At 32.7% G+C, this 22,861-nt stretch carries 18 protein-coding genes; 2 read left to right on the top strand and 16 right to left on the bottom strand.

All coding sequences use genetic code 11. The features are described 5' to 3' along the window. Positions 1–24 precede the first annotated feature (24 nt). From N4T77_RS07290 to N4T77_RS07305, 4 genes are all read right to left on the bottom strand, one after another. Positions 25–1,080 (bottom strand): HAMP domain-containing sensor histidine kinase, encoded by a 1,056-nt coding sequence (locus N4T77_RS07290; RefSeq protein WP_261671100.1) that lies wholly within the window; start codon positions 1,078–1,080, stop codon positions 25–27. A 25-nt stretch (positions 1,081–1,105) separates the two neighbouring features. Then, the gene (locus N4T77_RS07295; RefSeq protein WP_261671101.1) at positions 1,106–1,798 is read right to left on the bottom strand and encodes a response regulator transcription factor; all 693 of its coding nucleotides are present in this window, start codon (positions 1,796–1,798) and stop codon (positions 1,106–1,108) included. Positions 1,799–2,043: 245 nt separating this feature from the next. Then, complete coding sequence (locus N4T77_RS07300; RefSeq protein ID WP_261671102.1) at positions 2,044–2,589, bottom strand: phosphatase PAP2 family protein; 546 nt, start codon at positions 2,587–2,589, stop codon at positions 2,044–2,046. A gap of 107 nt (positions 2,590–2,696) precedes the next feature. After that, positions 2,697–4,697 carry a methyl-accepting chemotaxis protein gene (locus tag N4T77_RS07305; RefSeq protein WP_261671103.1) on the bottom strand — a complete coding sequence of 667 codons (2,001 nt, stop codon included), beginning with the start codon at positions 4,695–4,697 and terminating at the stop codon, positions 2,697–2,699. Positions 4,698–5,101: 404 nt separating this feature from the next. Here N4T77_RS07305 and motA point away from each other — a divergent pair, with 404 nt between their 5' ends. Both motA and N4T77_RS07315 read left to right on the top strand, forming a co-directional pair. Continuing rightward, positions 5,102–5,887: a flagellar motor stator protein MotA gene (gene motA, locus N4T77_RS07310; RefSeq protein ID WP_261671104.1), complete on the top strand. Its 786-nt coding sequence runs from the start codon at positions 5,102–5,104 to the stop codon at positions 5,885–5,887. Positions 5,888–5,889: 2 nt separating this feature from the next. Beyond that, the gene (locus N4T77_RS07315) at positions 5,890–6,639 is read left to right on the top strand and encodes a flagellar motor protein MotB (protein WP_261671105.1); all 750 of its coding nucleotides are present in this window, start codon (positions 5,890–5,892) and stop codon (positions 6,637–6,639) included. Positions 6,640–6,746: 107 nt separating this feature from the next. On the opposite strand, the gene N4T77_RS07320 is transcribed toward N4T77_RS07315, so the two are convergent. The 12 genes from N4T77_RS07320 to rapZ form a co-directional block, all read right to left on the bottom strand. After that, positions 6,747–7,376, bottom strand: a complete 630-nt coding sequence (locus N4T77_RS07320) for a Vat family streptogramin A O-acetyltransferase (RefSeq protein ID WP_261671106.1) — start codon at positions 7,374–7,376, stop codon at positions 6,747–6,749. 115 nt (positions 7,377–7,491) lie between these two features. Beyond that, on the bottom strand, positions 7,492–8,013 hold the full coding sequence (locus tag N4T77_RS07325; RefSeq protein ID WP_261671107.1) for a PadR family transcriptional regulator: 522 nt from the start codon (positions 8,011–8,013) through the stop codon (positions 7,492–7,494). 63 nt (positions 8,014–8,076) lie between these two features. Continuing rightward, positions 8,077–8,925, bottom strand: a complete 849-nt coding sequence (locus N4T77_RS07330) for a sialate O-acetylesterase (protein ID WP_261671108.1) — start codon at positions 8,923–8,925, stop codon at positions 8,077–8,079. Positions 8,926–9,356: 431 nt separating this feature from the next. Then, complete coding sequence (gene rlmD, locus N4T77_RS07335) at positions 9,357–10,814, bottom strand: 23S rRNA (uracil(1939)-C(5))-methyltransferase RlmD (RefSeq protein ID WP_396125096.1); 1,458 nt, start codon at positions 10,812–10,814, stop codon at positions 9,357–9,359. Positions 10,815–10,883: 69 nt separating this feature from the next. Further along, positions 10,884–11,249, bottom strand: coding sequence for a DUF1540 domain-containing protein (locus N4T77_RS07340; protein WP_261671109.1), 366 nt, complete (start codon positions 11,247–11,249; stop codon positions 10,884–10,886). Between the two features lie 377 nt (positions 11,250–11,626). After that, positions 11,627–13,381, bottom strand: coding sequence for a pyruvate kinase (pyk, locus tag N4T77_RS07345; protein ID WP_261671110.1), 1,755 nt, complete (start codon positions 13,379–13,381; stop codon positions 11,627–11,629). A 43-nt stretch (positions 13,382–13,424) separates the two neighbouring features. Continuing rightward, a complete protein-coding gene (gene pfkA, locus N4T77_RS07350; protein ID WP_261671111.1) occupies positions 13,425–14,384 on the bottom strand; it encodes a 6-phosphofructokinase in 960 nt (319 codons plus the stop codon). A 253-nt stretch (positions 14,385–14,637) separates the two neighbouring features. After that, complete coding sequence (locus N4T77_RS07355) at positions 14,638–18,114, bottom strand: DNA polymerase III subunit alpha (RefSeq protein WP_261671112.1); 3,477 nt, start codon at positions 18,112–18,114, stop codon at positions 14,638–14,640. A gap of 156 nt (positions 18,115–18,270) precedes the next feature. After that, positions 18,271–19,575, bottom strand: coding sequence for a DRTGG domain-containing protein (locus tag N4T77_RS07360; protein ID WP_261671113.1), 1,305 nt, complete (start codon positions 19,573–19,575; stop codon positions 18,271–18,273). A gap of 9 nt (positions 19,576–19,584) precedes the next feature. Further along, positions 19,585–20,538 carry a DNA-binding protein WhiA gene (gene whiA, locus N4T77_RS07365; protein ID WP_261671114.1) on the bottom strand — a complete coding sequence of 318 codons (954 nt, stop codon included), beginning with the start codon at positions 20,536–20,538 and terminating at the stop codon, positions 19,585–19,587. A gap of 11 nt (positions 20,539–20,549) precedes the next feature. Further along, positions 20,550–21,881 carry a gluconeogenesis factor YvcK family protein gene (gene yvcK / locus N4T77_RS07370; protein ID WP_261671115.1) on the bottom strand — a complete coding sequence of 444 codons (1,332 nt, stop codon included), beginning with the start codon at positions 21,879–21,881 and terminating at the stop codon, positions 20,550–20,552. Then, on the bottom strand, positions 21,878–22,762 hold the full coding sequence (gene rapZ, locus N4T77_RS07375; RefSeq protein ID WP_261671116.1) for an RNase adapter RapZ: 885 nt from the start codon (positions 22,760–22,762) through the stop codon (positions 21,878–21,880). The genes yvcK and rapZ overlap by 4 nt, the downstream gene beginning before the upstream one ends. Between the last annotated feature and the right edge of the window lie 99 nt (positions 22,763–22,861).

The following is a 22,861-nucleotide window of genomic DNA, read 5'->3' on the forward strand; positions in this document are numbered from 1 at the left end:
TTTTAATCTTACAATGTTGAAAGATTAAAGCCTAAATAAATTTTTTTGTTTATAGAATACTATGGAAAACTTAGTCCATTGTCCTTCTTTGGATTCTACTATTAATTCATGCCCAAGTTTATCACATATTCTTTTAGATAAATACATCCCCACACCAGTAGACTCTGAAGTTTTTCTGCCATTCTTACCTGTAAAAAAAGCCTGAAACACTCTTCCTAAATCCTCTTTAGGTATACCAATTCCTTCATCAGTAACGGATAAAACTACTTTTGATTCCTTTTCTTTAATCTCAAAGCTTATATATTTATTTTCCTTTTTAACTTCTTTGGAATACTTTATTGCATTAACTAATATTTGATTTATTACAAAATAAGTCCACTTTTTATCTGTCTCTACGACTACACTGTTGTCTCCTATAATTTTAGGAAAGATAGAATTCCGAATTAATGACTTTTTATTATCGTTAACTACTTTTCGTACCACTGCTATTATATCTATACTTTCTACTTTGAAATCTAAGTTAAATTCATTAAGCCTTGCATGATTAAGCATCATTTCGATTCCATGAGATATTTTTTCGTTTTCTTCACCTATACTGTTAAATAACTCTCTAAATTCCTCTTTTTTTTGATCCTGCAATATAAGATTAATAACAGATACAGGTGTTTTCATTTGATGCACCCATTGATTTATAAAATATATGTATTCTTTATGCCTATCTTCATATTCAGATATTTTTTGGCTATTAACTTTATATATTTTTGATAAGACTTCTGCATAAGTTCTCTGCTCCCTAGTTCTAGCATCATCAATATTTAATAAATAATTAATATTCTCACTTGATTCAAGCATATTATAAAGCTGATTATAAAAGTGGCTCTTCCTATAATAGTCATATGCCAAAAAAGCTATATAAATTATTATAGATATCAATAATGGATAGAGTATATTTTCCGCCTTTGGATACTCCTTAGAATTTATAACTATAGTCAAGTACATAATTATAATAGTTAAAAAGATTCCTGAGAAATATATTATTGTGTAAGCTATTCTATCTTTTAAAAAATCCTTTAATTTCAATCAATCCACCTGCCCATACCTTTTGTTACTTGCTCCAATTAACTACCAATCTATATCCCTGACCTCTTTTAGTTTCAATAGCATCTTTAATTTCTATATCTTCAAGCCTCTTTCTAAGTCGTGTAATATTAACGGATAACGTATTATCATCAACAAAATCAGTATCATTCCAGAGAACCTCAAGTAAAGTCTCCCTTGATACAATCTTATCTACATTCCTTATCAGCGTATATAATAATTGAAATTCTTTTTTACTAAGTTCTATCCTTTTCCTATTAAACTCTACAATATTTTGATTTATGTGTAAAAATAATCCTCTTACTTCATAAACCTCACTACTATTTTCAGCATAACTTCCATAAACTCTTCTAATAACACCTTTTATCTTTGCAAGTAATAAATCATAGGAAAAAGGCTTTGTTATATAATCATCTGCACCATTTTCTATTGCCATAACCTGATCCATATCTGAATTCCTTGCAGAAATAAAAATTATGGGTATATTGGATACAGTTCTTATATCTCTACACCAGTAAAAACCATCATAAAATGGAAGGTTAATATCCATAAGCACAAGGTCAGAATTGCTCTTTATAAACTCTTCCTTAATATTTGAAAAATCTTCTACGGCATAAGCTTTATAACCATAGCGTTCAAGTGTTCTCTTGATAAGTTCAGTTATCTTTTTATCATCCTCTACTATCATAATGTTATACATAGTTCACACCTCTACCTGAATAACAAATTATTTTAATTACCTTTATCCCTAGCATAAAAAATTTTAACTCTTAATCTCCATTCTTCTCTATCTATAATATATTAAGGCACAATGACTGTAAATGTATTCTTAAAAATAGGCTTTAGATAAGAATTGTTTGCTTTGAATAGTGTAAAAAAGCTAAAACTTTAAAAATTCAAGGGATTTGGTTTATAAATACACCAAATCCCTTGAATTAATAAGTTTTAGTAATTTAAGTAGGTAAGAAACTCACTACTAAATATATTTATTACTAGCTTAGAGCACAAGAGCCCTAAAATAATTCCCGTAACAACATCCGTTGGGTAGTGTACGTTTAAATAAATCCTAGAAAAAGCTATCAGTGAAGCTACTATGACCACCAAAATGCTTAAGCTGCTGTCCATGTTCATAAATATTCCAGCAGCTGCAAAGGATGATGCAGTATGACCTGATGGAAAAGAATAGGTTATAGGCTTTGATACTAGCAACTTACTATCCTTCATATTAACAAAGGGTCTTGTCCTTTTTATTAAGTGTTTTATTATTCCTTCACCAATAATTGTAGTTATAACTAAAGAAGTAATTATCATATATCCCTTAACTCTATAATTCTTATTATTTACTAAACATATTGAAGCAAGAACCCACACTATACCACAATTACCCATAGCAGTAATAAGCGGCATTATCTTATCGAGAAATTGACACCGAAACTTTCGATTTAGTAAGTCCAATACTTTTATATCAATATTCTGCAGATAAGCTATCATACAATAATCACTTCCATTCAACATTTTTTAGATGTACTCATTATACAATATAAATCTTAAGAACAAGTTAGAAATATATTAATTTTTTCATAATATGAATTTTTAGCTTAAGCTAAATTAAATTTGCTAATTCCTTGTTGTAGTTTCTCGGAAAGTTCTTTCAACTGTTCTACATGCCTTGTTACCTCTTCCATTGTTAGGTTTATCTGCTGCGCGGAAGCAGAAACTTCTTCTGTGCCTGAAGCCGTCTCTTCTGATATAGAAGATATATTCTCCATCTGCTCTATAACTGTTTCTCTCTGATCCTTAATATTTAATGTATCAATTTTTACCTCTTCAATCCTTTGTACAAGAATATTCACTGCTCCTATTATTTCATCAAAGACTTTTTGAGTTTCTCTAACTGTCTCTTCTTGTTCTCTAACAGTTAGCTCTGTTTCTCCCATAGCTTTCACAGCGATATGTGATTTAGCTTGTATACTTTCTATAATTTTCTTAATTTCTACAGTGGAGTTCTTAGATTGCTCAGCAAGTTTTCTTATCTCATCTGCAACAACAGCAAAGCCTCTTCCTGCCTCTCCTGCTCTTGCTGCCTCAATTGAAGCATTCAATGAAAGTAGATTTGTTTGTTCTGTTATTTGGGATATAGCATCTGAAATAGAGCTAATTTCTTCTGTGCTTTTATTCATATCTGAAACAATACTTCCTACCTGAGTAGCTGAAGCTTTTGTCCTGTCGGATTTTTCACCTAATAATTCAATTAACTCTAGACCTTTTCCTCCAAGTTTCTGAGTTTCTTTAGATATTAAATCCATATCTTCAGTAGAAACTGTTATCTTATCTATACCTTGGGACAAATTATTTATTTTTTCTGCTCCCCACTGAGCACTTTGAGCAGTTTCTGTAGCTCCTTCAGCTATTTCGTTTATGGCATGAGAAACTTGTTCTATAGATGCAGAGGTTTCCTCTGATACGCTTGCTAAATTTACTGAGGATTCCATAACAGTCTTAGCGGAGGCTTCTACCTCTGACATAAGCCTTGATATGTTGTCCATCATCTTGCTAAAGTTTCCTCCAAGAGTTCCAAACTCATCTTTGGACTTAATATTAACCCTTACGGTTAAGTCACCTTCTGCTGCACTATTAAAAGCCGTATTGAGCTCTTTAATATTTTTGGCTATTCCTCTGCTTATAAGTACAGCTACGAATATAACAATAACAGTAACTATATTTTGTATTACTTTAAGAAAGCTTAAGAAGGAGCTAATATCTCCTTTTATCTCACCTTCATCCATAGCAGCAATTAGCTTCCAATTTGTTTTTTCATTTGTCAGGAAGGTTGCATATTTATTTGCCCCCTCGTATGTATACTTTTCCATACCGCTATTCTTTGATTTTACCGTATTCCAAAAACCCTGTTTAGTTGCCACATCTGTTCCTAAATTTTCGGTTTTTGGATGAGCTAACATTATTCCCTGCTTATCAGTAACAAAAACATATCCATTATTACCAATCTTTATTTTGCTCATGTTTTTTGATAAGTTTTCAAAGTCTATATTTTCCGATACAACTCCAACTATTTTGCCATTATACTCTACAGTTTTAGAAACAGAAACTACGAGCTTTTGAGTTCTAGTATCCTTAAAAGGTTCAGAAACGGTAACATTACCCTTATTATTTATCGCATCCTTATACCATGATCTTTCTTTATGATTAAAATCCTTTGGCATTTCACCTTCAGGGTATATTATAAACCTTCCATCTTCAGTACCAAAATAAGTGCTAAAAACATTTGCATCACTCTCTTTAACATCCTTCAAAAGGGATTTTGCAAAATCTATCCTTTCTGGCACAGCCTGCGATTCTCTGAAATTCACATTGCTAGATAACATAGTGATTTGAAATGCAAAGGTATTAAAATAGTTATCTAGCCCTCTGTTAACTTCCTCTAAGGTCTGTTTACTTGTAACTTCAAATTTTTTAGTCATAATTGCCTTGGCCTGGAAATATGCTACAGTTCCTAACATATATAGTGGAAGTACACATATGGCTATTAAACTAATTATCAGTTTACTACGTATGCTTCTTAAATTAACTTTTTTAAGCATTAAGGTTCCCCCTTTGTTGTTTTATGTTATATTCTTGTATAATTTATCGAAAATAACTGTAAATACTAAAGTAGAAAATAAAATCAAAGTAAAAATCCTTTTAAAACAAAAACACATCTCAACTTCCAATATTTTTTAAATTTCAAAATTTGTTTTTCACAATGCTATAACTAAAATATCGATAGTATGCCTTACTAATACTAAGTTTTTTAAGATCAATAGTTATAAGATATATATATCCACGAATGGTATTATATTACATTATGTAAACATCTTGACTATCTTTTCTAGTGTAGATATACTTGTAGCATGTCCATAATATTTTAAACAATTTGTCGATTGTTGGTTATTCAACAAATTTTTTAAATTAAATATAATTATTAAGTATTTTGTGAGGTGCAAAAATGGATATTTTTTTGATTATTGGAGTTATTACCGGTCTTCTTTCAATAGTTGTTGGTATGATTGTAAAAGGTGCAGATGTTATGGTATTGTTAAACCCTGCTGCTGCTATTATTATCCTTGTTGGTACTGCTGCCGCAGTAATGAATTCCTTTCCTAAGAAAGAGTTTCTTAACATACCTAAAATCGTAGGAGTTCTTTTTAAAGAAAGAAAGACAGAAGATGCTGCGGATATTATAGAACAAATTGCAGATATATCGAAAACTGCTAGAAAGAATGGCTTGTTATCACTTGAACAATCTATGCAAGGTATGGATAACAAGTTTTTGAAAAATGGTTTAAGAATGGTAATTGACGGTATGGAACGAGAAAATATAAGTGAAATTCTGCACAGCGAGATTGACAGCATGGAAGAAAGACACCGCGCTGGTGCCTCCATATTTACTTCCGCCGGTGGGGCTGCTCCTACACTTGGAGTTTTGGGTGCTGTTATAGGCTTAATCGGTGCACTAGGAGACTTAAGTGACACTGAAAGACTTGCACATATGATTGCAGCAGCCTTCGTTGCTACTCTTTATGGTATATTTTTTGGATATGTAATTTTCCATCCCTTTGCCTCAAGGTTAAAAAGAAAGTCTCATGAAGAAATAAGTAATATGTATATTATTCTCGAAGGTGTTTTAGCCATTCAAGCAGGAGAAAATCCAACTAGTATTAAAATGAAGCTAGCATGTATGGTAGAGCCAAAAGAGAGAGCTAAAATCGAGGAAAATAGTAAAGGAGAGTAATAATGGCTAAGAAAAAACAACATCACGAAGAACACGTTGATGAGACATGGTTAATACCTTATTCTGATATGCTCACTCTCCTCTTAGCACTTTTTATTGTTATGTTTGCCATGAGTCAGGCAGATAAACAAAAAATGAAACAAGTTAGCGAACAGTTTCGTGTGGTTTTCTCAGGAGATAAAAGCAGTGGAGTTCTAGATAACCCTGGTGAAGCAGTTGTTCCTTCAGAAAGTAGTAATAGTGCTGTTGAAGAAGATAAGATGAATGAAATTAAACAAACCTTAGATAAGGAAATAGAAAAAAGCGGTTATTCTGATAGAGTTAAAGTTAACGTCACCAAGGAAGGTCTAGAGATTTCTATACAAGACGTTGTGCTTTTTAATTCTGGTGATGATAAGATATTAAATGAGACTTCACCATTACTTCTAGAAGTTTCTAAGTCATTAGTTAATTTAGATAACAGTATTAAGATTGTAGGCCATACAGACACTATTCCTATTAAGAATGTAAAATTCCATTCTAACTGGGAGTTAAGTGCTATGCGTGCTATAAACGTAATGAATTTTTTAGTTGACTCAGGTGGTCTCCAGCCTGAAAGATTTTCAATTCAAGGATATGGTCAATATATGCCTAAATTTGATAACTCTACAGAAGAAGGTAGAGCAAAAAATAGAAGAGTTGAAATTTTTGTAGTTCGTAAATATCCGGCTGATAAAGAGGTACCAAATAAAACTGACCAAAAAACTAATTAAAAGTATTACTTTTTAAAATGACCCTAAGTAAAGAAGGAGAAGCCTCATAAGGTGAGGGCCCTCCTTCTTTACTTATATTATAACTGCTTTTAATCAACAATTATACATTATATCAAATGATCTAATCCGTCCCCTGATGTTAACATTTCAAGATTACTAAATATCTTCTCTTCGTTCCAGTTCCACCATTTAATCTTTAGCAATAATGCAATTTTTTCGTCGTTAAAACGTTTCTTGATAAATCTAGCTGGATTCCCTCCATATATTGTATATGGTTCAACATTTTTTACTACAGTTGAGTTAGAAGCAATAATGGCACCATCACCAATTTTAACACCTGGCATAATGGTTACATTTTGACCTATCCAGACATCATTGCCAATCACAGTATCTCCCTTAAAGGGTAGCTGCTCTACTGTAGGAGTAACCTTTTCCCAACCGCTACCAAAAATATTAAAGGGATAGGTTGTTATGCCATCCATTCTATGATTTGCTCCATTCATAATGAATTTGACTCCCTCTGCTATTGCACAAAATTTACCTATTATTAGCTTATCTCCTAGAAATTCATAATGATGCTCTATATTATCATAGAATTTCTCAGGAGACTTTTTGTTATCACTATAATAAGTATATTCTCCAATCTCTACGTTGGGCCGTTTAGGTAAATTACTTATATAACAAACTGTTTTGATATTTTCATTTGGATATAACTTTTTCTTATCTGGTCCTAGCATAAAGTACTCGCCCCTTTCAATTTAAAATAAAAAACTCTATATCTCCATAATTTAATTCTCACATACCCACTTCAGCTTATCCTTACGGATTTCTAAATAACAGATACCCCTTAAGTTAACTTTCGTTTCTTATATCTTTTAACAATCCCTCAAACCATTGAACATTTACTAAATGATGAGAAAGTGAATTTTCTAGCATTTTCCCAAAATAAGTAGGGATAGTTTCATTATTCTCAAGAGATTTTTCTAATAAAGAAATTTTCTTTTTAGTTTGTTCGATTTGTATTTCTATTAGTTTCGTTAGTCCCTCGCTTTTATATTCATTAGCAAATAGCATTGCTGCATAAAAAGATAAATTTATATAATCCGTCTTAGAGCCATATTTATACATCAACTTTTCAAATTCTTTATCTCCAAGTTCAGTGATGATATAGTTATGCGTCTCTCTAGTATTGTCTAATTGGTCAATTTTTTTAATATATTTTTTCTCTTCTAATTGTTGAAGATTATAATAGAATGATCCTTTAGTGAAATTTACTATATATTTATAGTGCCTCTCTTCCATTAAGGCTAATAATTCGTATCCATAAGAACCTGGGTTTTCTTTTAATAACCCTAAAATTAGTAATGGTATCAAAAAAACATCTCCTTTATATTCTTCATCAAAATTATGCTGATAGTTATTTCATAATTATAAAGTTTAACCATTTGTGATTTGCATCAGTTGAGATTCGAATTCATCATATGATATTTTTCCTAGTGCTAAATCCATACTTTTTATATATATTTTTTCTGGTTTGGTATGTGTTCTAGCATAATTTAGGTTAATTAACTCATTTTCGTTAATTAATGGCTTTAATATATGCTGTTTATTACAAAAGGCTTCAAAATATCGTAAACCAAATTTTCTTTGGGAAATTGCATCAATATGAATACCATCAGGATTAGAAGTTAAACCTGAGGCTGTTACAAAGTAACAATTATCTTGTTCAAAAGCAAACTTTTGTAGCTCTTCATTAATAAAATTATATTCAGTACAGCTTTTTCCAAACCCTTTTTTGCCTAAAAAATCTCCTAAACCACCAATAATGAGGGGAATATCTGGAGCATTTAACTCCTTTCTAAGAGCCTCAATAATTAAAAGTAATTTCTTGTAGTAAACTTTGTAGTTACCATTGATACTATCACTTTCTCCTTGATGCCATAGAATTCCTGTTAACTTACTATTCTGCATAGCAAATTTAGCTTCAGTTATCGCATGCCTAAAAAGCACTTCGTCTACAGCCCATTCATCCAGTGAGCTCCCACCTTCAGCACAAGGAATTAAGCCAATAATATCTTCTTGATTTTGACGACACCATGCATCTGCGAATGAACCAGCAAGACTTATTCCTGAAACAGGACGGTCATAATTGATAGGCTCAGTCATCATTTGCCATCTACCATTACGTAACATTTGTATTCTTTCATTGTAAATCGGGGTTACTTCATGAATAAATCCTCGTCCAGCCATATTGGACTGTCCTAACATTAAAAACGATTTAATCATTTTTTTCATCCTTTCTTTTCATTTAGTATTCACTAAGAAATGTTTCCAGTTCTATTATTAATTCATTGCTTCAGTAGATTTTCCTAGATATCAAAAACTACTAAATTCATTAATAGTCCAATTAGACTATTAACACTTAAATATTATAGTCTAATTAGACTAATTGTCAACTATATTTTGCATTCAAGCCTTTCAACTGCCCTTAGAGTAATCAATACCAAAAAACAGCCGACTAAGATGAATATTTTCACTTCACCTCAGCCAGCATAAATTTTACTACCCTATAGTTTAATTTATTTTTTGGTATTTATACTCTTATACACCTACTTGGTCACTGCTGTTTTTCAGTATTTATGCACAGACTCTTAGTCTAAGAAAATATGAAATACACATAAAAAAAGATTAAATCTCTCTAACACCTTCATATCAGCCTATTTACTCTCTATCCTCGCGACACATTCCACATGAGCGGTCTGAGGAAACATATCTACTGGCTGAATTTCCTTAGTTCCGTACCCCAACTCATCCAATACAGCCAAATCTCTAGCTAAGGTTCCTGGGTCACAGGATACATATACTATTCTTTTAGGCTTCATCTTAGCTATTGCCTCTAAAAGAATTCTTTCACAGCCCTTTCTAGGAGGATCAACTACAACAACTTCTGCATATACTCCTTCTTCAATAAGCGCAGGAATGACCTTTTCAGATTGTCCTACTATAAATTCTGCGTTTTTAATATTATTCTGTACTGCATTCACCTTTGCATTTTCTATAGCTTGAGGAACAATCTCCACCCCATAAACCTTTTTAGCCTTTTGTGATAAAAATAGTGATATAGTACCTGTTCCGCAATAGGCATCAAAGACAGTTTCATCTCCAGTTAAATTAGCATATTCTAATGCCTTATTATATAAAGTTTCCGTTTGCACTGGATTTACCTGAAAAAATGAAAGTGGTGATATATTAAATTTAAATTCTCCTATATAATCACTTATAATGTCACTTCCCCATAGGGTTATGTTATTTTCTCCTAAGACAACATTAGTTTTCTTATTGTTTATATTTTGTATAATACTTTTTATACCCTTAATATTTTCAGCCATTAGCTTTATAAACTCTTCTTTATGAGGCAATTCCTCAGTCCTTGTTACTATAACAACCATTACCTCACCGGTTTTAAAACCTCTTCTAACCATAATGTGTCTTATCAGTCCACTATGCTGCTCCTCATTATAAGGCTCTATACTATATTTCTCAATCCATGATTTCATCAAGAGAACTACTTTATCAGCTATTTCATCTTGAATACTACAGGAGTCCATATGTATTATTTCATGGCTTCTTGGAGCATAAAAGCCTATCTGCACTTCACCATCTCTTCTTCCTACTGGAAGCTGTACTTTGTTTCTATACCTATAAGGTGTCTCCATGCCTATTGTATCGTGTAATACTATTCCTTCATCACTATTTACTGTATTGTCTTTAACTTTCTTTTCCTCTGAACCCTTTATATTAAGTTTCCCAATCCTATTAATACAGTCTTGTACTCTTTGTTTCTTAAACTTTAACTGGGCTTGATAATTAAAATGTTGTAACTGACATCCCCCACACCTTTTATATATTCCACATACCGGTTCACTCCTATGTTGTGATTTATCAATCACCTCTATAAGCTTTCCAAAGGCAAAGTTTTTATTTACCTTCACAATTTTTACTTTTACCTTTTCCTTTACCAAAGCTCCAGGAACAAATATCGTAAAATCCTCTACTTTGCCAACTCCTTCCCCCTCATAACCCATACTGCTTATATCTAATATATATTCTCTATTCTTTTCTACAGGAATAATTCTACTCATACTTTCACCTACTCTATCAAATTCTCTCTCCATATTCTACATTTTTCCTTGTAATTTGTCTATCAAATAATTTAAATAAAAATAAGCGGAAAAATCCGCTTTTTACTCATTTTCTCTGAAGGTCTCACATTCAGTACTTTCACTTGTTCGAGCATTTGGCCCATGTACTTGAACAAAATCAGCGCTACATATTCTGTTTACATTATATACACAGTTCTGAGCTTCACAAACTATATCGGGACTTAGCTCTACCGTATCTGCACTAAAAAGCTGTCTAAACTCACCTGCTAGATTTCTATTTGTAAAATGTGACATGGCATCTGCATCTGTTTTTTCAAGAAAAGTATCACACATAGTATCTGGACTAGTGTTTGCTTCTTCCCCCATTACATGAATACTACTTGCTATACAAAATTCATTTACATTATTATAGCAATTTTTTGCGCTACATCTTAACTTTCCACTCATAAAAATTCCTCCCCTTTACTATCTATAAATATAGTTTTCTAAATTTCGAGGAATTTTATACTTTAAAAAAATTGCACCTTTATCAGAAAGGTGCTAAAAGTAAATAGAATCAGTTGTCTCTTATTTTCTCATTTTGTTATTTTAACCATATGTTTTCTTATTATACATTACTTTAATATAAATTTCCAATAAAAACTTAAAAACTTATCTATTAAATCTTAACTTGATTTTCTAACATAAGTTTAATTCTTACGTAACTATAGTTTATTTGTTGATTTTTGTCGTTATATTTAGAAAAAAATAATTATAAATATCTTAATTACTAAATTTTATTTTCAGTATAAAGGACTACTAGCTTTTACCAGTAGTCCTTTATATTACATTATATTTGTTCTGCCGTTATATACAATACCTCTTGTAACATCCATAGTGATAAAAGATCCGGTTTTTAATACCTCAGTAGCTCCACCTGCATTGCAAATTAATGGAATCTCTTGTGAAATACATTCTATAGCAAGATGAGAAGTTAACCCGCCTTCCTCAGCTATAATACCTGATACTCTATCTAATACATTTATATATTCTCTATCTAGGTTTTTTACAACTAAGATATCTCCTTTTTCTATAATCTCATCTGCCTGTTTAGCACTATTAGCAATTTTAGCTGTACCATATCCTGGCTTGTTTCCAGCACCTCTACCTTGAACTAATATATCTCCTACAACATGAACTTTAAGCATATTTGTAGTTCCTGAGTAACTTACAGGAATTCCAGCAGCTATTACAACTAGATCCCCTTTCTTTACATACCCAGTTTTTAGTGATATATCAACAGATTTTTCTATTAACTCGTCTGTTGACTGAACCTTATCTGTAGTTATAGGGAATACACCCCAGTTTAATGCTAATTTTCTAGCTACACTTTCACTTGAAGTAACGGCTATTACAGGACAAGCTGATCTATATTTTGAAACCATTCTTGCTGTATGACCGCTTTGAGTAGCTGTTATTATAGCTGATGCATTTAATTCTGATGCAGTTGTGCAAGTAGCAAGACTTATAGCATTAGGTACATTTTGTATATGAGTTTCTCTCTTCTTACTTAAAATTTCTTCATACTTTAATCTAGATTCAGCTTCTATAGCTATTCTTGACATTGTTTGAGCAGCTTCCACAGGCCACTTTCCATTTGCAGATTCTCCACTTAGCATTAAAGCATCAGTACCATCGAATATAGCATTAGCTACGTCGGAAGCTTCTGCTCTTGTTGGTCTTGGGTTTCTCTCCATAGAATCTAACATTTGTGTAGCTGTTACTACAAATTTACCTGCTCTATTACATTTTTCAATTATCATTTTTTGAGCTGATGGTACTCTTTCTATTGGAATTTCTGAACCCATATCCCCTCTAGCAACCATTATTCCGTCTGAAAACTTGATTATTTCATCAATGTTATCAACACCTTCTTGGTTCTCTATTTTAGAAATTATTTGTATATCATGTCCACCAAATTGTTCTAATAGCTTTCTAATAGCTAGAACATCTGAAGCTTTTCTTATAAAAGATGCTGCTATATAATCTACACCTATTTCGCAACCAAATCTTAAATCCTCAACATCTTTGTCTGTGAAAGAAGGAAGGTTTGTTTTTACATTTGGTACGTTAACGTTCTTTTTAGTGCTTATCATTCCACTATTTCTTACTATACAGTGTATATCAGTTCCCTTTACTTCTTGAATCTCAAGTCCAATTAAACCATCAGCCATTAGTATCATGTCTCCTGGTTTAACATCTTTGTATAGTTCACGATAACTTAAATTACATCTTGTAGCATCTCCATCTACATCTTCGCCACAAACTATAGTAAACTTTGTTCCTTCAACTAATTCTACCTTTTCAGGAAAATATCCTGTTCTTATCTCTGGTCCCTTAGTGTCAAGCACTATTCCTATTGGTTTATTATATTTTTCCCTTAACTTCTTTACAAGCTTAATTCTTTCTCCATGTTCAGCATGATCTCCATGAGAAAAGTTATGTCTTGAACAACTCATTCCAGCTTCGATAAGTTTAGATAAAACTTCTTCCGAATCACTGGCTGGTCCAATTGTAAAAATCATTTTAGTCTTTTGCATAGCTTACTCTCCTTAACATCCACTTAAAATTTATTTATATATTTTAGTATGATAACGCATTAGCAATTTCATATAGTTTTTCATCAAATTGTCTTGGTACTGCTAGAGCATCATCTATGTCTTCGTCAAATATTTTTCCGTCTTTAACTCCAACTACTCTAGAGGATTTTCCCTCTTCTAACAGCTCAATAGCTCTATATCCCATTCTTGATGCCCATACTCTATCCATACAAGTTGGACTTCCGCCTCTTTGGATATGACCAAGCTTAGTAGCCCTAGCTTCCATTCCTGTAACCTCAGCTACAGTCTTAGCTAGTTCTTCTGCTCCTCCAATACCTTCTGCTAATAGAATTAGATTATGCATTTTACCTCTTAATTTTCCTTCAAGTATGGTTCTGCATAGCTTATCTTGATTATATCCTTTTTCTGGTACAATTATACTTTCTGCTCCACCTGCAAGACCTGCATAAAGTGCTATATCTCCACAATTTCTACCCATAACTTCGATAATACTTACTCTTTCATGTGATGTTGAAGTATCTCTTATCTTATTAATTGCATCTAAAACTGTGTTTACAGCGGTATCAAATCCTATAGTATACTCAGTATATGGAAGATCGTTATCAATAGTTCCCGGTATCCCCACTGTTGCTATACCTAGTTTTGATAATAATTGTGCTCCTTTAAAAGAACCATCTCCACCTATTACTACAAGTCCATCAATTCCGAAGGTTTTTAGTATATTTGCTCCTCTTTTTCTTCCTTCTTCTGTTCTAAATTCCTCACAACGTGCGGTTCTTAAAATAGTTCCACCTCTTTGTATAATGTCAGCCACACTATGTCTATCCATAGGTATAATTTCGCCGTTAATTAGCCCACTATATCCTCTTCTTACTCCCATTACGTTTAGACCTTTTTCTAATCCTGCTCTCACTACTGCTCTTATAGCAGCATTCATTCCAGGTGCATCTCCACCACTTGTTAACACAGCTATTGTTCTCATATCTATACCTCCTATGACCACTGGGACATTTTATGTCCCACGCACATTATACAATATTTATTTTGATATTCTATAAGTAAAGTATTTTTATTATATCACATATTTAGCCTTTTTTCATCACATGATATTATTTATTTTTAAGAGTATTTTCGGTATTTATTGTTAATTAATATATAAGGAGTTTTAGAGAAGATATGTACATCTATCCTCTCTAATATTTTGTTTATTGTACTAAGAAAATATACTTAAAAACCTATATTATCTTAATTGAATCATCCCCAAATTTCCTTCTCAAAGTGGACATAAGTTCCAAGTCTTCATTAACCCAAAACTCAGTATCCAATCTAAACTTCTTTCTTTCTTTCTTCGTACATAGATAAACAGGAGTGTTTCCTTTGAAGCTTATCAGTAGAGATTTAACTTCCGGCAGCAAGACCTTCAAAGTTCTTTCATCCTCAATTAACAGGTATAAACTTCCCGTGTTAGCTTTAAGTAAGGGTTCAATACTTTCACATAATATCTTAGGTTGTTCTTCTTCTCTTATGCTGACCCTTCCCTTTATTAATACCATACTGTCCTCATTGACTAGACCCTTATGCCTTTGAAATACTTTCGGAAATACAACCACTTCGATTGTACTATATAAATCTTCTACAGTTATAAAAGCCATCATATCATTATTTTTCGTAAACTTTTTTGTTACTGCTGCTATTATTCCTCCAATTATTACTTTATCTCCATCCTTTAATTTTGATTCTTGAATTATCCCCTCTTCTAAGGATTCACTTGCTACTATATCAGAAATATTTACGCTAGTATTTTTCTTTAGCGTTTCTTCATATTCCTCTAGAGGGTGTCCTGATAGATATAACCCAGTCATTTCTTTTTCCATTGCTAGGATATGTCTCTTTTCAAATTCTTGAATTGGAGGATACTGTATCTTAATACTTTCATCCTTTAAGCCGGCAAAAAGACTTAATTGCCCATCTAAGTTCTTTTTTCTAGAACTACTTATACCATCTAATACCTTTTCATAAACGGCAAGCATTTTTGAGCGATATACTTTAAAACAGTCAAAGGCCCCAGCCTTAATCAAACTCTCAACTACTCTTTTATTTATAGAAGAAATATCTATTTTGTTGCAAAAATCAGAAATATCTAAAAACTTACCCTTGGCTTTTCTAGACTTTACTATACTATCTATAATATTCTCTCCAACGTTTTTTATGGCAGATAGGCCAAATCTTATAGTATTTTTTTCAACAGTAAACTTGGCATAACTTTCATTTATATCTGGCGGAAGGACCTGAATTCCCTTTTCATTAGCAAACCTTAAATAATAGGCAACCTTATCACTGTCCCCTTTTACACTATTCAATGTAGCTGCTATAAACTCTGTAGGATAGTAGTACATTAAATAGGCAGTCTGATAAGATAATATAGCATAGGCTGCAGCATGGCTCTTATTAAAGGCATAACTTGCAAAATCCATCATCTGGTCAAATATCTTATTTGCAATTTCTTCACTTATACCATTTCTTATACATCCTGGCACTTCTACTTTACCATCTTCATCTACTATACCAAAGATGAAATTCCGTCTTTCCTCCTCCATCACTTTATGTTTCTTTTTAGACATAGCACGTCTTACCAAGTCACTTCTCCCCATAGAATATCCAGCAAGTTTTCTAACAATTCCCATAACCTGCTCCTGATAAACCATAACCCCATAGGTAACATTTAATATACTTTCTAAGTCAGGGGTCAAATATTCTACCTCTTCTGGATTATTCTTATTCCTAATATACCTTGGTATTTCTGCCATAGGTCCTGGTCTGTAAAGACTATTTCCTGCGATAATGTCTTCAATAGAATCTGGTTTAAGTTCCTTCATGAAGGCAGTCATTCCAGGAGACTCAAGCTGAAAGACTCCTACAGTTTTCCCCTCTCCTAGCATGCCATAGACCTTTTTATCATCATAATCTATCTTATTTAAATCTAAATTTATTCCCTTGTTATCCTTTATCATATTCACTGCATCCCGAATAACCGTCAAATTTCTTAGACCTAGGAAATCCATTTTTAATAGACCAAGCTCCTCTAAGGTCCCCATAGTAAACTGTGTTACTATATTACCTTCGTTTCTTTGAAGTGGAACGAAATTTACTAAAGGCTTCGAAGCTATAACAACTCCAGCAGCATGGGTTGATGTATGCCTTGGCAATCCCTCAAGAGCTCTTGCTACATCAATTAACTCTTTAGTTCTTATTTCATCTTCATAAGCCTCTTTTAATTCTGGATTTAACTCCAAAGCTTTATCTATAGTTATATTTAAAACCGTTGGAATCATCTTCGCTATTCTATCTACCTCACTGTAGGAGTAACTCATAGCTCTTCCAACATCTCTTATACAAGCTCTAGCAGCCATAGTTCCAAAGGTGACTATTTGAGAAACATTGTTAACACCGTACTTCTCCACTACATAGTCAATTACTTCTCCTCTTCTTTCGTAGCAGAAATCACTATCTATATCAGGCATGGACACACGTTCTGGATTAAGAAATCTTTCAAAAATTAATCCGTACTTTATTGGGTCAATATCAGTTATTCCTAAAGTATATGCTACAAGAGACCCTGCTGCAGAACCTCTTCCCGGGCCAACCATAATGCCGTTATCTCTAGAATACCTCATAAAATCCCAAACTATAAGAAAGTAATCAACATAACCCATTTGCTTTATTACGCCAAGCTCATACTCTAGTCTTTCCCTAAGTTCATCAGTTAAAGCATTATATCTTTCCTTTAATCCGTCATAACAAAGTTCTCTCATATATTCGTAAGGGTCTTGATTTTCTGGCAGTGGAAACTTAGGCAATTTAGACTTATGAAACTCATAATCAAAGTTACACTGCTCAGCAATTTTAAGGGTATTTTCCAAGGCTTCAGGTACGTAGGAAAACAGTTCATGCATTTCCTCTGGTGACTTTAAGTAAAACTGATCAGAGGCGTATCTCATTCTATCCTCTTCTTCTACGGTCTTTCCCGTCTGTATACAAAGAAGTACATCATGAGATTTATAGTCTTCCTTATTTATATAATGAACATCATTTGTTGCTACTAATGGTATGTCTAGTTCCCTTGACATACATACCAGTTCTTCATTTACTTTTAGCTGTTCTTCTATACCATGATACTGTAATTCTAGATAAAATCCTTCTTTAAATATCTCTTTATATAAAAGCGCTATTTCTTTAGCTTTATTCAAGTTTCCGTTTAAAATATTAGATTGAACTTCTCCACCTAGACATGCACTTAGAGCTATTAATCCTTCGCTGTGCTGCCTTAGAAACTCATGGTCTACTCTAGGCTTGTAATAGAATCCATCAATAGAAGCTGTAGATACTATTTCCATTAGATTATTATAACCAGCTTCATTTTTTACTAGTAACACAAGATGATGGTTTTCATTTTCTTTATCATTTTGTTTTATGTGCATTGACTTTCCAGCAACATAGATTTCGCATCCTATTATCGGTTTAATTCCTTGTGCTTTAGCCTCTTGATAAAATTCTACACATCCATACATAACTCCGTGGTCAGTTATAGCTATACTTTTCATTCCAAGCTCTTTTGCTCTAGCTATAAGATTTGGTATCTTGGCAGAGCTGTCCAAAAGAGAATACCCAGTATGCTGGTGTAAACTTACCCATTGATGTTTTTTTTCGCTCATTAGTTCACCTCTTCCGTAAAAGCTTATCTAAAATATTGACAAATTACTCTTAAATTATATCACTATACTAGGTATTTTTTAATAACATATGTTTTTCCAATAAAAAAGGCAGATAGCAAGTACAAATGCCGTCTACCTGAAATGAACTTATTTAATTTACCTTCTTATAATTTTAGCTGATAGAAAGGCTTTCGCTATTATATCTTTCTTGCTATTAAACATATCAATTTCTACCTTACAAAAGTTCCTACCTGTATCTATTATATCAGTATAAATTTCTATAATGCTGTCCACCTGAACCGGCTTCATAAAATATGTATTTATACTATCAACAAGTACATTAATGTTATTTCTTTGTCTCAAAGCCATAATTCCCATAGTTGATAGCAGCATATTTAGAGCACTCCAAGAAGCTGTTCCTATAGGATCTAACATTTCCGGAGTTATTTTTCCATAAAAACGAACCTTATCTCCAGTAGTTTCAAATTCAAAGTTCTTTAACACAGAGTCTTCTAGGGTCTCAGCAGCTTGCGGCTGTCTTGCCATATATTGCAAAGCTTTTATTACGTCCTGTCTTGTAATAACCCCTACTAGTTTTTTCCCTTTAACTACAGGAAACAATTCAATGCCTTCCCACCCCATTATATGAGCTGCGTAAGCCACAGTGGTTTTAGGAGTTACCGTTATAGGCTCCTTATGCATTACTCTGCCAATAGCTTCATCATCACTTTCTCTGTTAGATAAATCCTTCATCGTAATGACTCCAACAACCTTATGCTCATCATCTACCACTGGATACCTTTGATGTTTAGTATTAACCATTACTTCCTTCCATTTCGCTACCGTATCAGTAACCTTTAAGAAATAAGGATTACTTTCCATAATATCTTCAACTAAAACTATATCTTTTTTTATGAGATTTTCTGATATGGCTTTATTTATCATGCTGGCAACAGTAAAACTATCATAGGTAGTAGAGATTATAGGAAGGCATTTTTCATTAGCCAACCTTTTTATTTCATCACTGCAACCAAAGCCACCAGTTATAAGAACACCGGAATTGCTTAGCAATGCTAGCCTTTGTGCTTCTTCTCTATTTCCTACAATGAGAAGACAATCCTGTGTAACATACTTTTCCATAGCATCAATAGTCATAGCTCCTATAGCAAATCTATGCAGCGTCTTATGTATACCATCTTTTCCTCCCAGCAATGTTCCATCTATAATATTTATCACTTCACCATAAGTTAATGCTTCAATATTTTTTTTCTCTACTTTTTCAATTCTTACCGTTCCAACTCTAGGTATGGTAGTAACTATCCCTAAAGCATCTGAATCTTTTATTGCTCTGTAAGCAGTTCCGTCACTGACCCCCAAATCGTTAGCTATGCTTCTTACTGAGATTTTTGTTCCAACTTCCAGTGAAAGTATATATTTAATTATATCCTCATGTTTTGACATAGTCTGTTCCTACCTTCCTTCTTTTCTAAGTTCCTCAGCTATTTTTTCTATTCTTCTTAGTCTATGGTTAACACCTGATTTGCCTACTGGTGGGTTAAGCATTTCTCCTAACTCTTTTAGGGATTCATCAGGATAACTCAGTCTAAGTTCTGCGATTTCTCTTAAATTCTTAGGAAGTCTAGCAAGACCTATTTCTTTCTGAATAAGTTTTATACTTTCAACCTGCCTTACTGCAGCGTTAACAGTTTTACTTAAGTTAGCAGTTTCACAATTAACAAGCCTATTTACGTTATTTCTCATCTCCTTCATAATTCTAACGTTCTCTAATTCTAAAAGAGATGCATGGGCTCCTATTATGTTAAGCAAATCAACTATTTGCTCCCCTTCCTTAAGATAAACTATATAGCTGCTCTTTCTTTGTATTACCTTTGAGTTTAATCCATATTCATTTATAAGATCACTTAAATCTTCTGAGTAATCATTATCGTGGGTAACAAATTCTAAATGATAGGTTTTCTCAGGATTGCTGATACTGCCTCCGCCTAAAAATGCTCCTTTTATATAGGCTCTTTTGCACTCCTCTGTTTTTATTATTCTTTTTGGTATGCTGTAATCAAGGGAAAATACATTTTCATTTTCTTTTAAGAGTCCTACTTGTTTAAGTAATCCTCTAACATTCATTTCCTCTGTAATTAATATCATATACACATTATTTTTCTTAAGGGAATTGCTCTTTTTTACTAGTATCTGGGTGTGCATGTTAAAATGTTCTTTTAGTATCTTGAATATGAATCTTGCAATAGCAGGGTTTTCTGTAGTAACTTTAAAGCTAAATTGCTTATTTCCACCAAGGAGCAAAGTACCACTAACTTTCATTATGGCAGACAACTCAGCTATTGCTTCTTCTTTGGTAATATTCGTATATCTACAAACCTCATTCTTAACTTTAACTGAAAACGACATATGCTCTCTCCCTATTTGTTCTTATTTTGCTTTAATCTTTCTGATAAGTAGAAGTATTCAATAATTTTCTTTCTATCAAATAGAAGCTTCTTCTCCATAATAGTCTCTATTAAAATCGATGCTAATTTTTCTGAATTATGTCTTATCAGACCATTTCTTATAGATATAAAATCTCCTTCTATAATGTTAACGTTGAGTTTTTTTACTTTCTCCTCATCTATTTTTACAAGATGTGATTCTTCTTCTTTGTATTTTCCCTCAAGCTCTCTATCAATCTTACCTACATTTATAATTACATAATCAATTATACCGTTGACTGAGTGCTTAAAAATAGATTCTATATGGTCTTCTACACCAAATCCATCTGTTTCTCCAGGTTGTGTCATTATATTTGATACATATAACTTTATAGCCTTTGTTTTCTGCATTGCATTAGATATATCTTTAACTAAAAGATTAGGAATTACACTAGTATACAGACTGCCCGGTCCTAAAATTATGGCATCTGCTTCTAGTATCGCCTCTACTGCCTCCTTAAGGGCCCTTGCGTTCTTAGGTTCTATAAATACCTTTTCAATTCGGCTGTTATGCTTAATTGCTTCCTCAGGAATATTAGATTCTCCCTCTATAATCATTCCATTCTTAAGCTTAGCCTTTAGTATTAAGTTATCTAAAGTAACAGGCATAACTTTGCCTGTTACTGCTAATACTGAACTCATTTTATGAACTGCTTCCTCGAAATTACTAGATATCCCATCCATAGCTGCTAAAAATAGGTTACCAAAGCTTTGATTTTTAAGCCTTCCATCTTTAAATCTGTACTGTAAAAGTTCTTCCATAAGAGGTTCTGTATCTGCAAGAGCAAGGATACAGTTTCTTATGTCCCCTGGTGGCAGCATTCCCAGATCTTCTCTTAAATCACCAGACCCGCCTCCATCATCTGCAACAGTAACTATTGCAGTGATATTTGAAGTATAGTACTTTAATCCCCTAAGCATTGTAGATAGTCCTGTTCCTCCACCTATTACTACAACTTTAGGTCCTTTTACCAAAAGCCTTTTTTCATATATAAGATTTTCCAACTTTCTAGAATCTAAAGATACGCTTAAATAACCTTTATTTATTAATGCTATTATAGACCTCATACCTTGAGTTATAGATATATATAATACAAAAACACCAGATACTATTAAAAATACATAAAAGGATATATAGTACATACTATAAAATCTTCTATTAACAAATTCCAGTACGCCAAATACTATAAATAATATTCCCATGGCACCAAGCATAACCCATCTTTTTACCTTTATGCCCGGTCTAAGCCAATCTACTATTTTCATAGTTTCTTACCACCTTTATTAACGTCTTCATCTATGTCTCTGTGGTCAATGTTTACCCTGTACTCATTATTCGTCAACTTTTCATAAATAGCATTTGCTATAGTTACTGAACGGTGTCTTCCCCCGGTACATCCTATGGATACAATCAACTGCCTTTTTCCTTCTTTTAAATAATTTGGAATTAAATATTGTAACATATCTTCTAATTTGTCAATAAAATTGTTAGTTTCCTCAAAACTCATTACATAATCTCTAACAGGTTTATCATTTCCTGAGTACTTCTTTAACTCTGGAATATAGTAAGGATTTGGTAAAAATCTTACATCAAATACTAAATCTGAATCTACAGGTATGCCATATTTAAATCCAAAAGAGAGTATGGTTATCATTAATTGAGTCTCCATCTGTCCCTCTTCTGAATATATCTTTGTTATCTCTTCTCTCAGTTCTCTAGTGGCAAGTTTTGACGTGTCTATTATATTATCAGCTCTATCCTTTACTTCTCTTAACTTGTTTCTTTCCATTGATATTCCATTTAATATTCTCCCATCTGGGGCTAAAGGATGCTTTCTTCTAGACTCTTTAAATCTCTTAACTAGCACCTCGTCGGAAGCGTCTAAAAATAGAATTTCATACTTATATCCTTGTTCTTTAAGGTACTTTAAGCTCTCAAATAAATCATCAAAGAACTTTCCACCTCTTATATCTATAACTAAAGCTATCTTATCTATCTTACCGTCTGTTTGATAGCAAGCCTCTGCAAACTTAGGTATTAGTGTAGGAGGAAGGTTATCTACACAAAAATATCCCAAATCTTCCAGGTTCCTTATAGCCTGAGTTTTACCTGCACCAGACAGACCTGTTACTATAACAAATCTCATTGTCACTCCTCCTATTAACTTTTTTCACATGAACTGCTAATTAAATCCTTCTCATTATATATACTTTATGGATTTACTTTTATAATTATAACACAACAA

The sequence above is a fragment of the Clostridium sp. CX1 genome, from assembly GCF_025398335.1.
Taxonomy (GTDB): Bacteria; Bacillota; Clostridia; order Clostridiales; family Clostridiaceae; genus Clostridium_AM; species Clostridium_AM tanneri.

Excerpts from the sequence above, each read along its gene's own strand:
- N4T77_RS07295 (WP_261671101.1), bottom strand. The coding sequence starts at position 1,798 with ATGTATAACATTATGATAGTAGAGGATGATAAAAAGATAACTGAACTT.
- N4T77_RS07300 (WP_261671102.1), bottom strand. The coding sequence starts at position 2,589 with ATGATAGCTTATCTGCAGAATATTGATATAAAAGTATTGGACTTACTA.
- N4T77_RS07305 (WP_261671103.1), bottom strand. The coding sequence starts at position 4,697 with ATGCTTAAAAAAGTTAATTTAAGAAGCATACGTAGTAAACTGATAATT.
- motA (WP_261671104.1), top strand. The coding sequence starts at position 5,102 with ATGGATATTTTTTTGATTATTGGAGTTATTACCGGTCTTCTTTCAATA.
- N4T77_RS07315 (WP_261671105.1), top strand. The coding sequence starts at position 5,890 with ATGGCTAAGAAAAAACAACATCACGAAGAACACGTTGATGAGACATGG.
- N4T77_RS07320 (WP_261671106.1), bottom strand. The coding sequence starts at position 7,376 with ATGCTAGGACCAGATAAGAAAAAGTTATATCCAAATGAAAATATCAAA.
- N4T77_RS07330 (WP_261671108.1), bottom strand. The coding sequence starts at position 8,925 with ATGATTAAATCGTTTTTAATGTTAGGACAGTCCAATATGGCTGGACGA.
- rlmD (WP_396125096.1), bottom strand. The coding sequence starts at position 10,814 with ATGGAGAGAGAATTTGATAGAGTAGGTGAAAGTATGAGTAGAATTATT.
- N4T77_RS07340 (WP_261671109.1), bottom strand. The coding sequence starts at position 11,249 with ATGAGTGGAAAGTTAAGATGTAGCGCAAAAAATTGCTATAATAATGTA.
- pyk (WP_261671110.1), bottom strand. The coding sequence starts at position 13,381 with ATGCAAAAGACTAAAATGATTTTTACAATTGGACCAGCCAGTGATTCG.
- pfkA (WP_261671111.1), bottom strand. The coding sequence starts at position 14,384 with ATGAGAACAATAGCTGTGTTAACAAGTGGTGGAGATGCACCTGGAATG.
- N4T77_RS07355 (WP_261671112.1), bottom strand. The coding sequence starts at position 18,114 with ATGAGCGAAAAAAAACATCAATGGGTAAGTTTACACCAGCATACTGGG.
- N4T77_RS07360 (WP_261671113.1), bottom strand. The coding sequence starts at position 19,575 with ATGTCAAAACATGAGGATATAATTAAATATATACTTTCACTGGAAGTT.
- whiA (WP_261671114.1), bottom strand. The coding sequence starts at position 20,538 with ATGTCGTTTTCAGTTAAAGTTAAGAATGAGGTTTGTAGATATACGAAT.
- yvcK (WP_261671115.1), bottom strand. The coding sequence starts at position 21,881 with ATGAAAATAGTAGATTGGCTTAGACCGGGCATAAAGGTAAAAAGATGG.
- rapZ (WP_261671116.1), bottom strand. The coding sequence starts at position 22,762 with ATGAGATTTGTTATAGTAACAGGTCTGTCTGGTGCAGGTAAAACTCAG.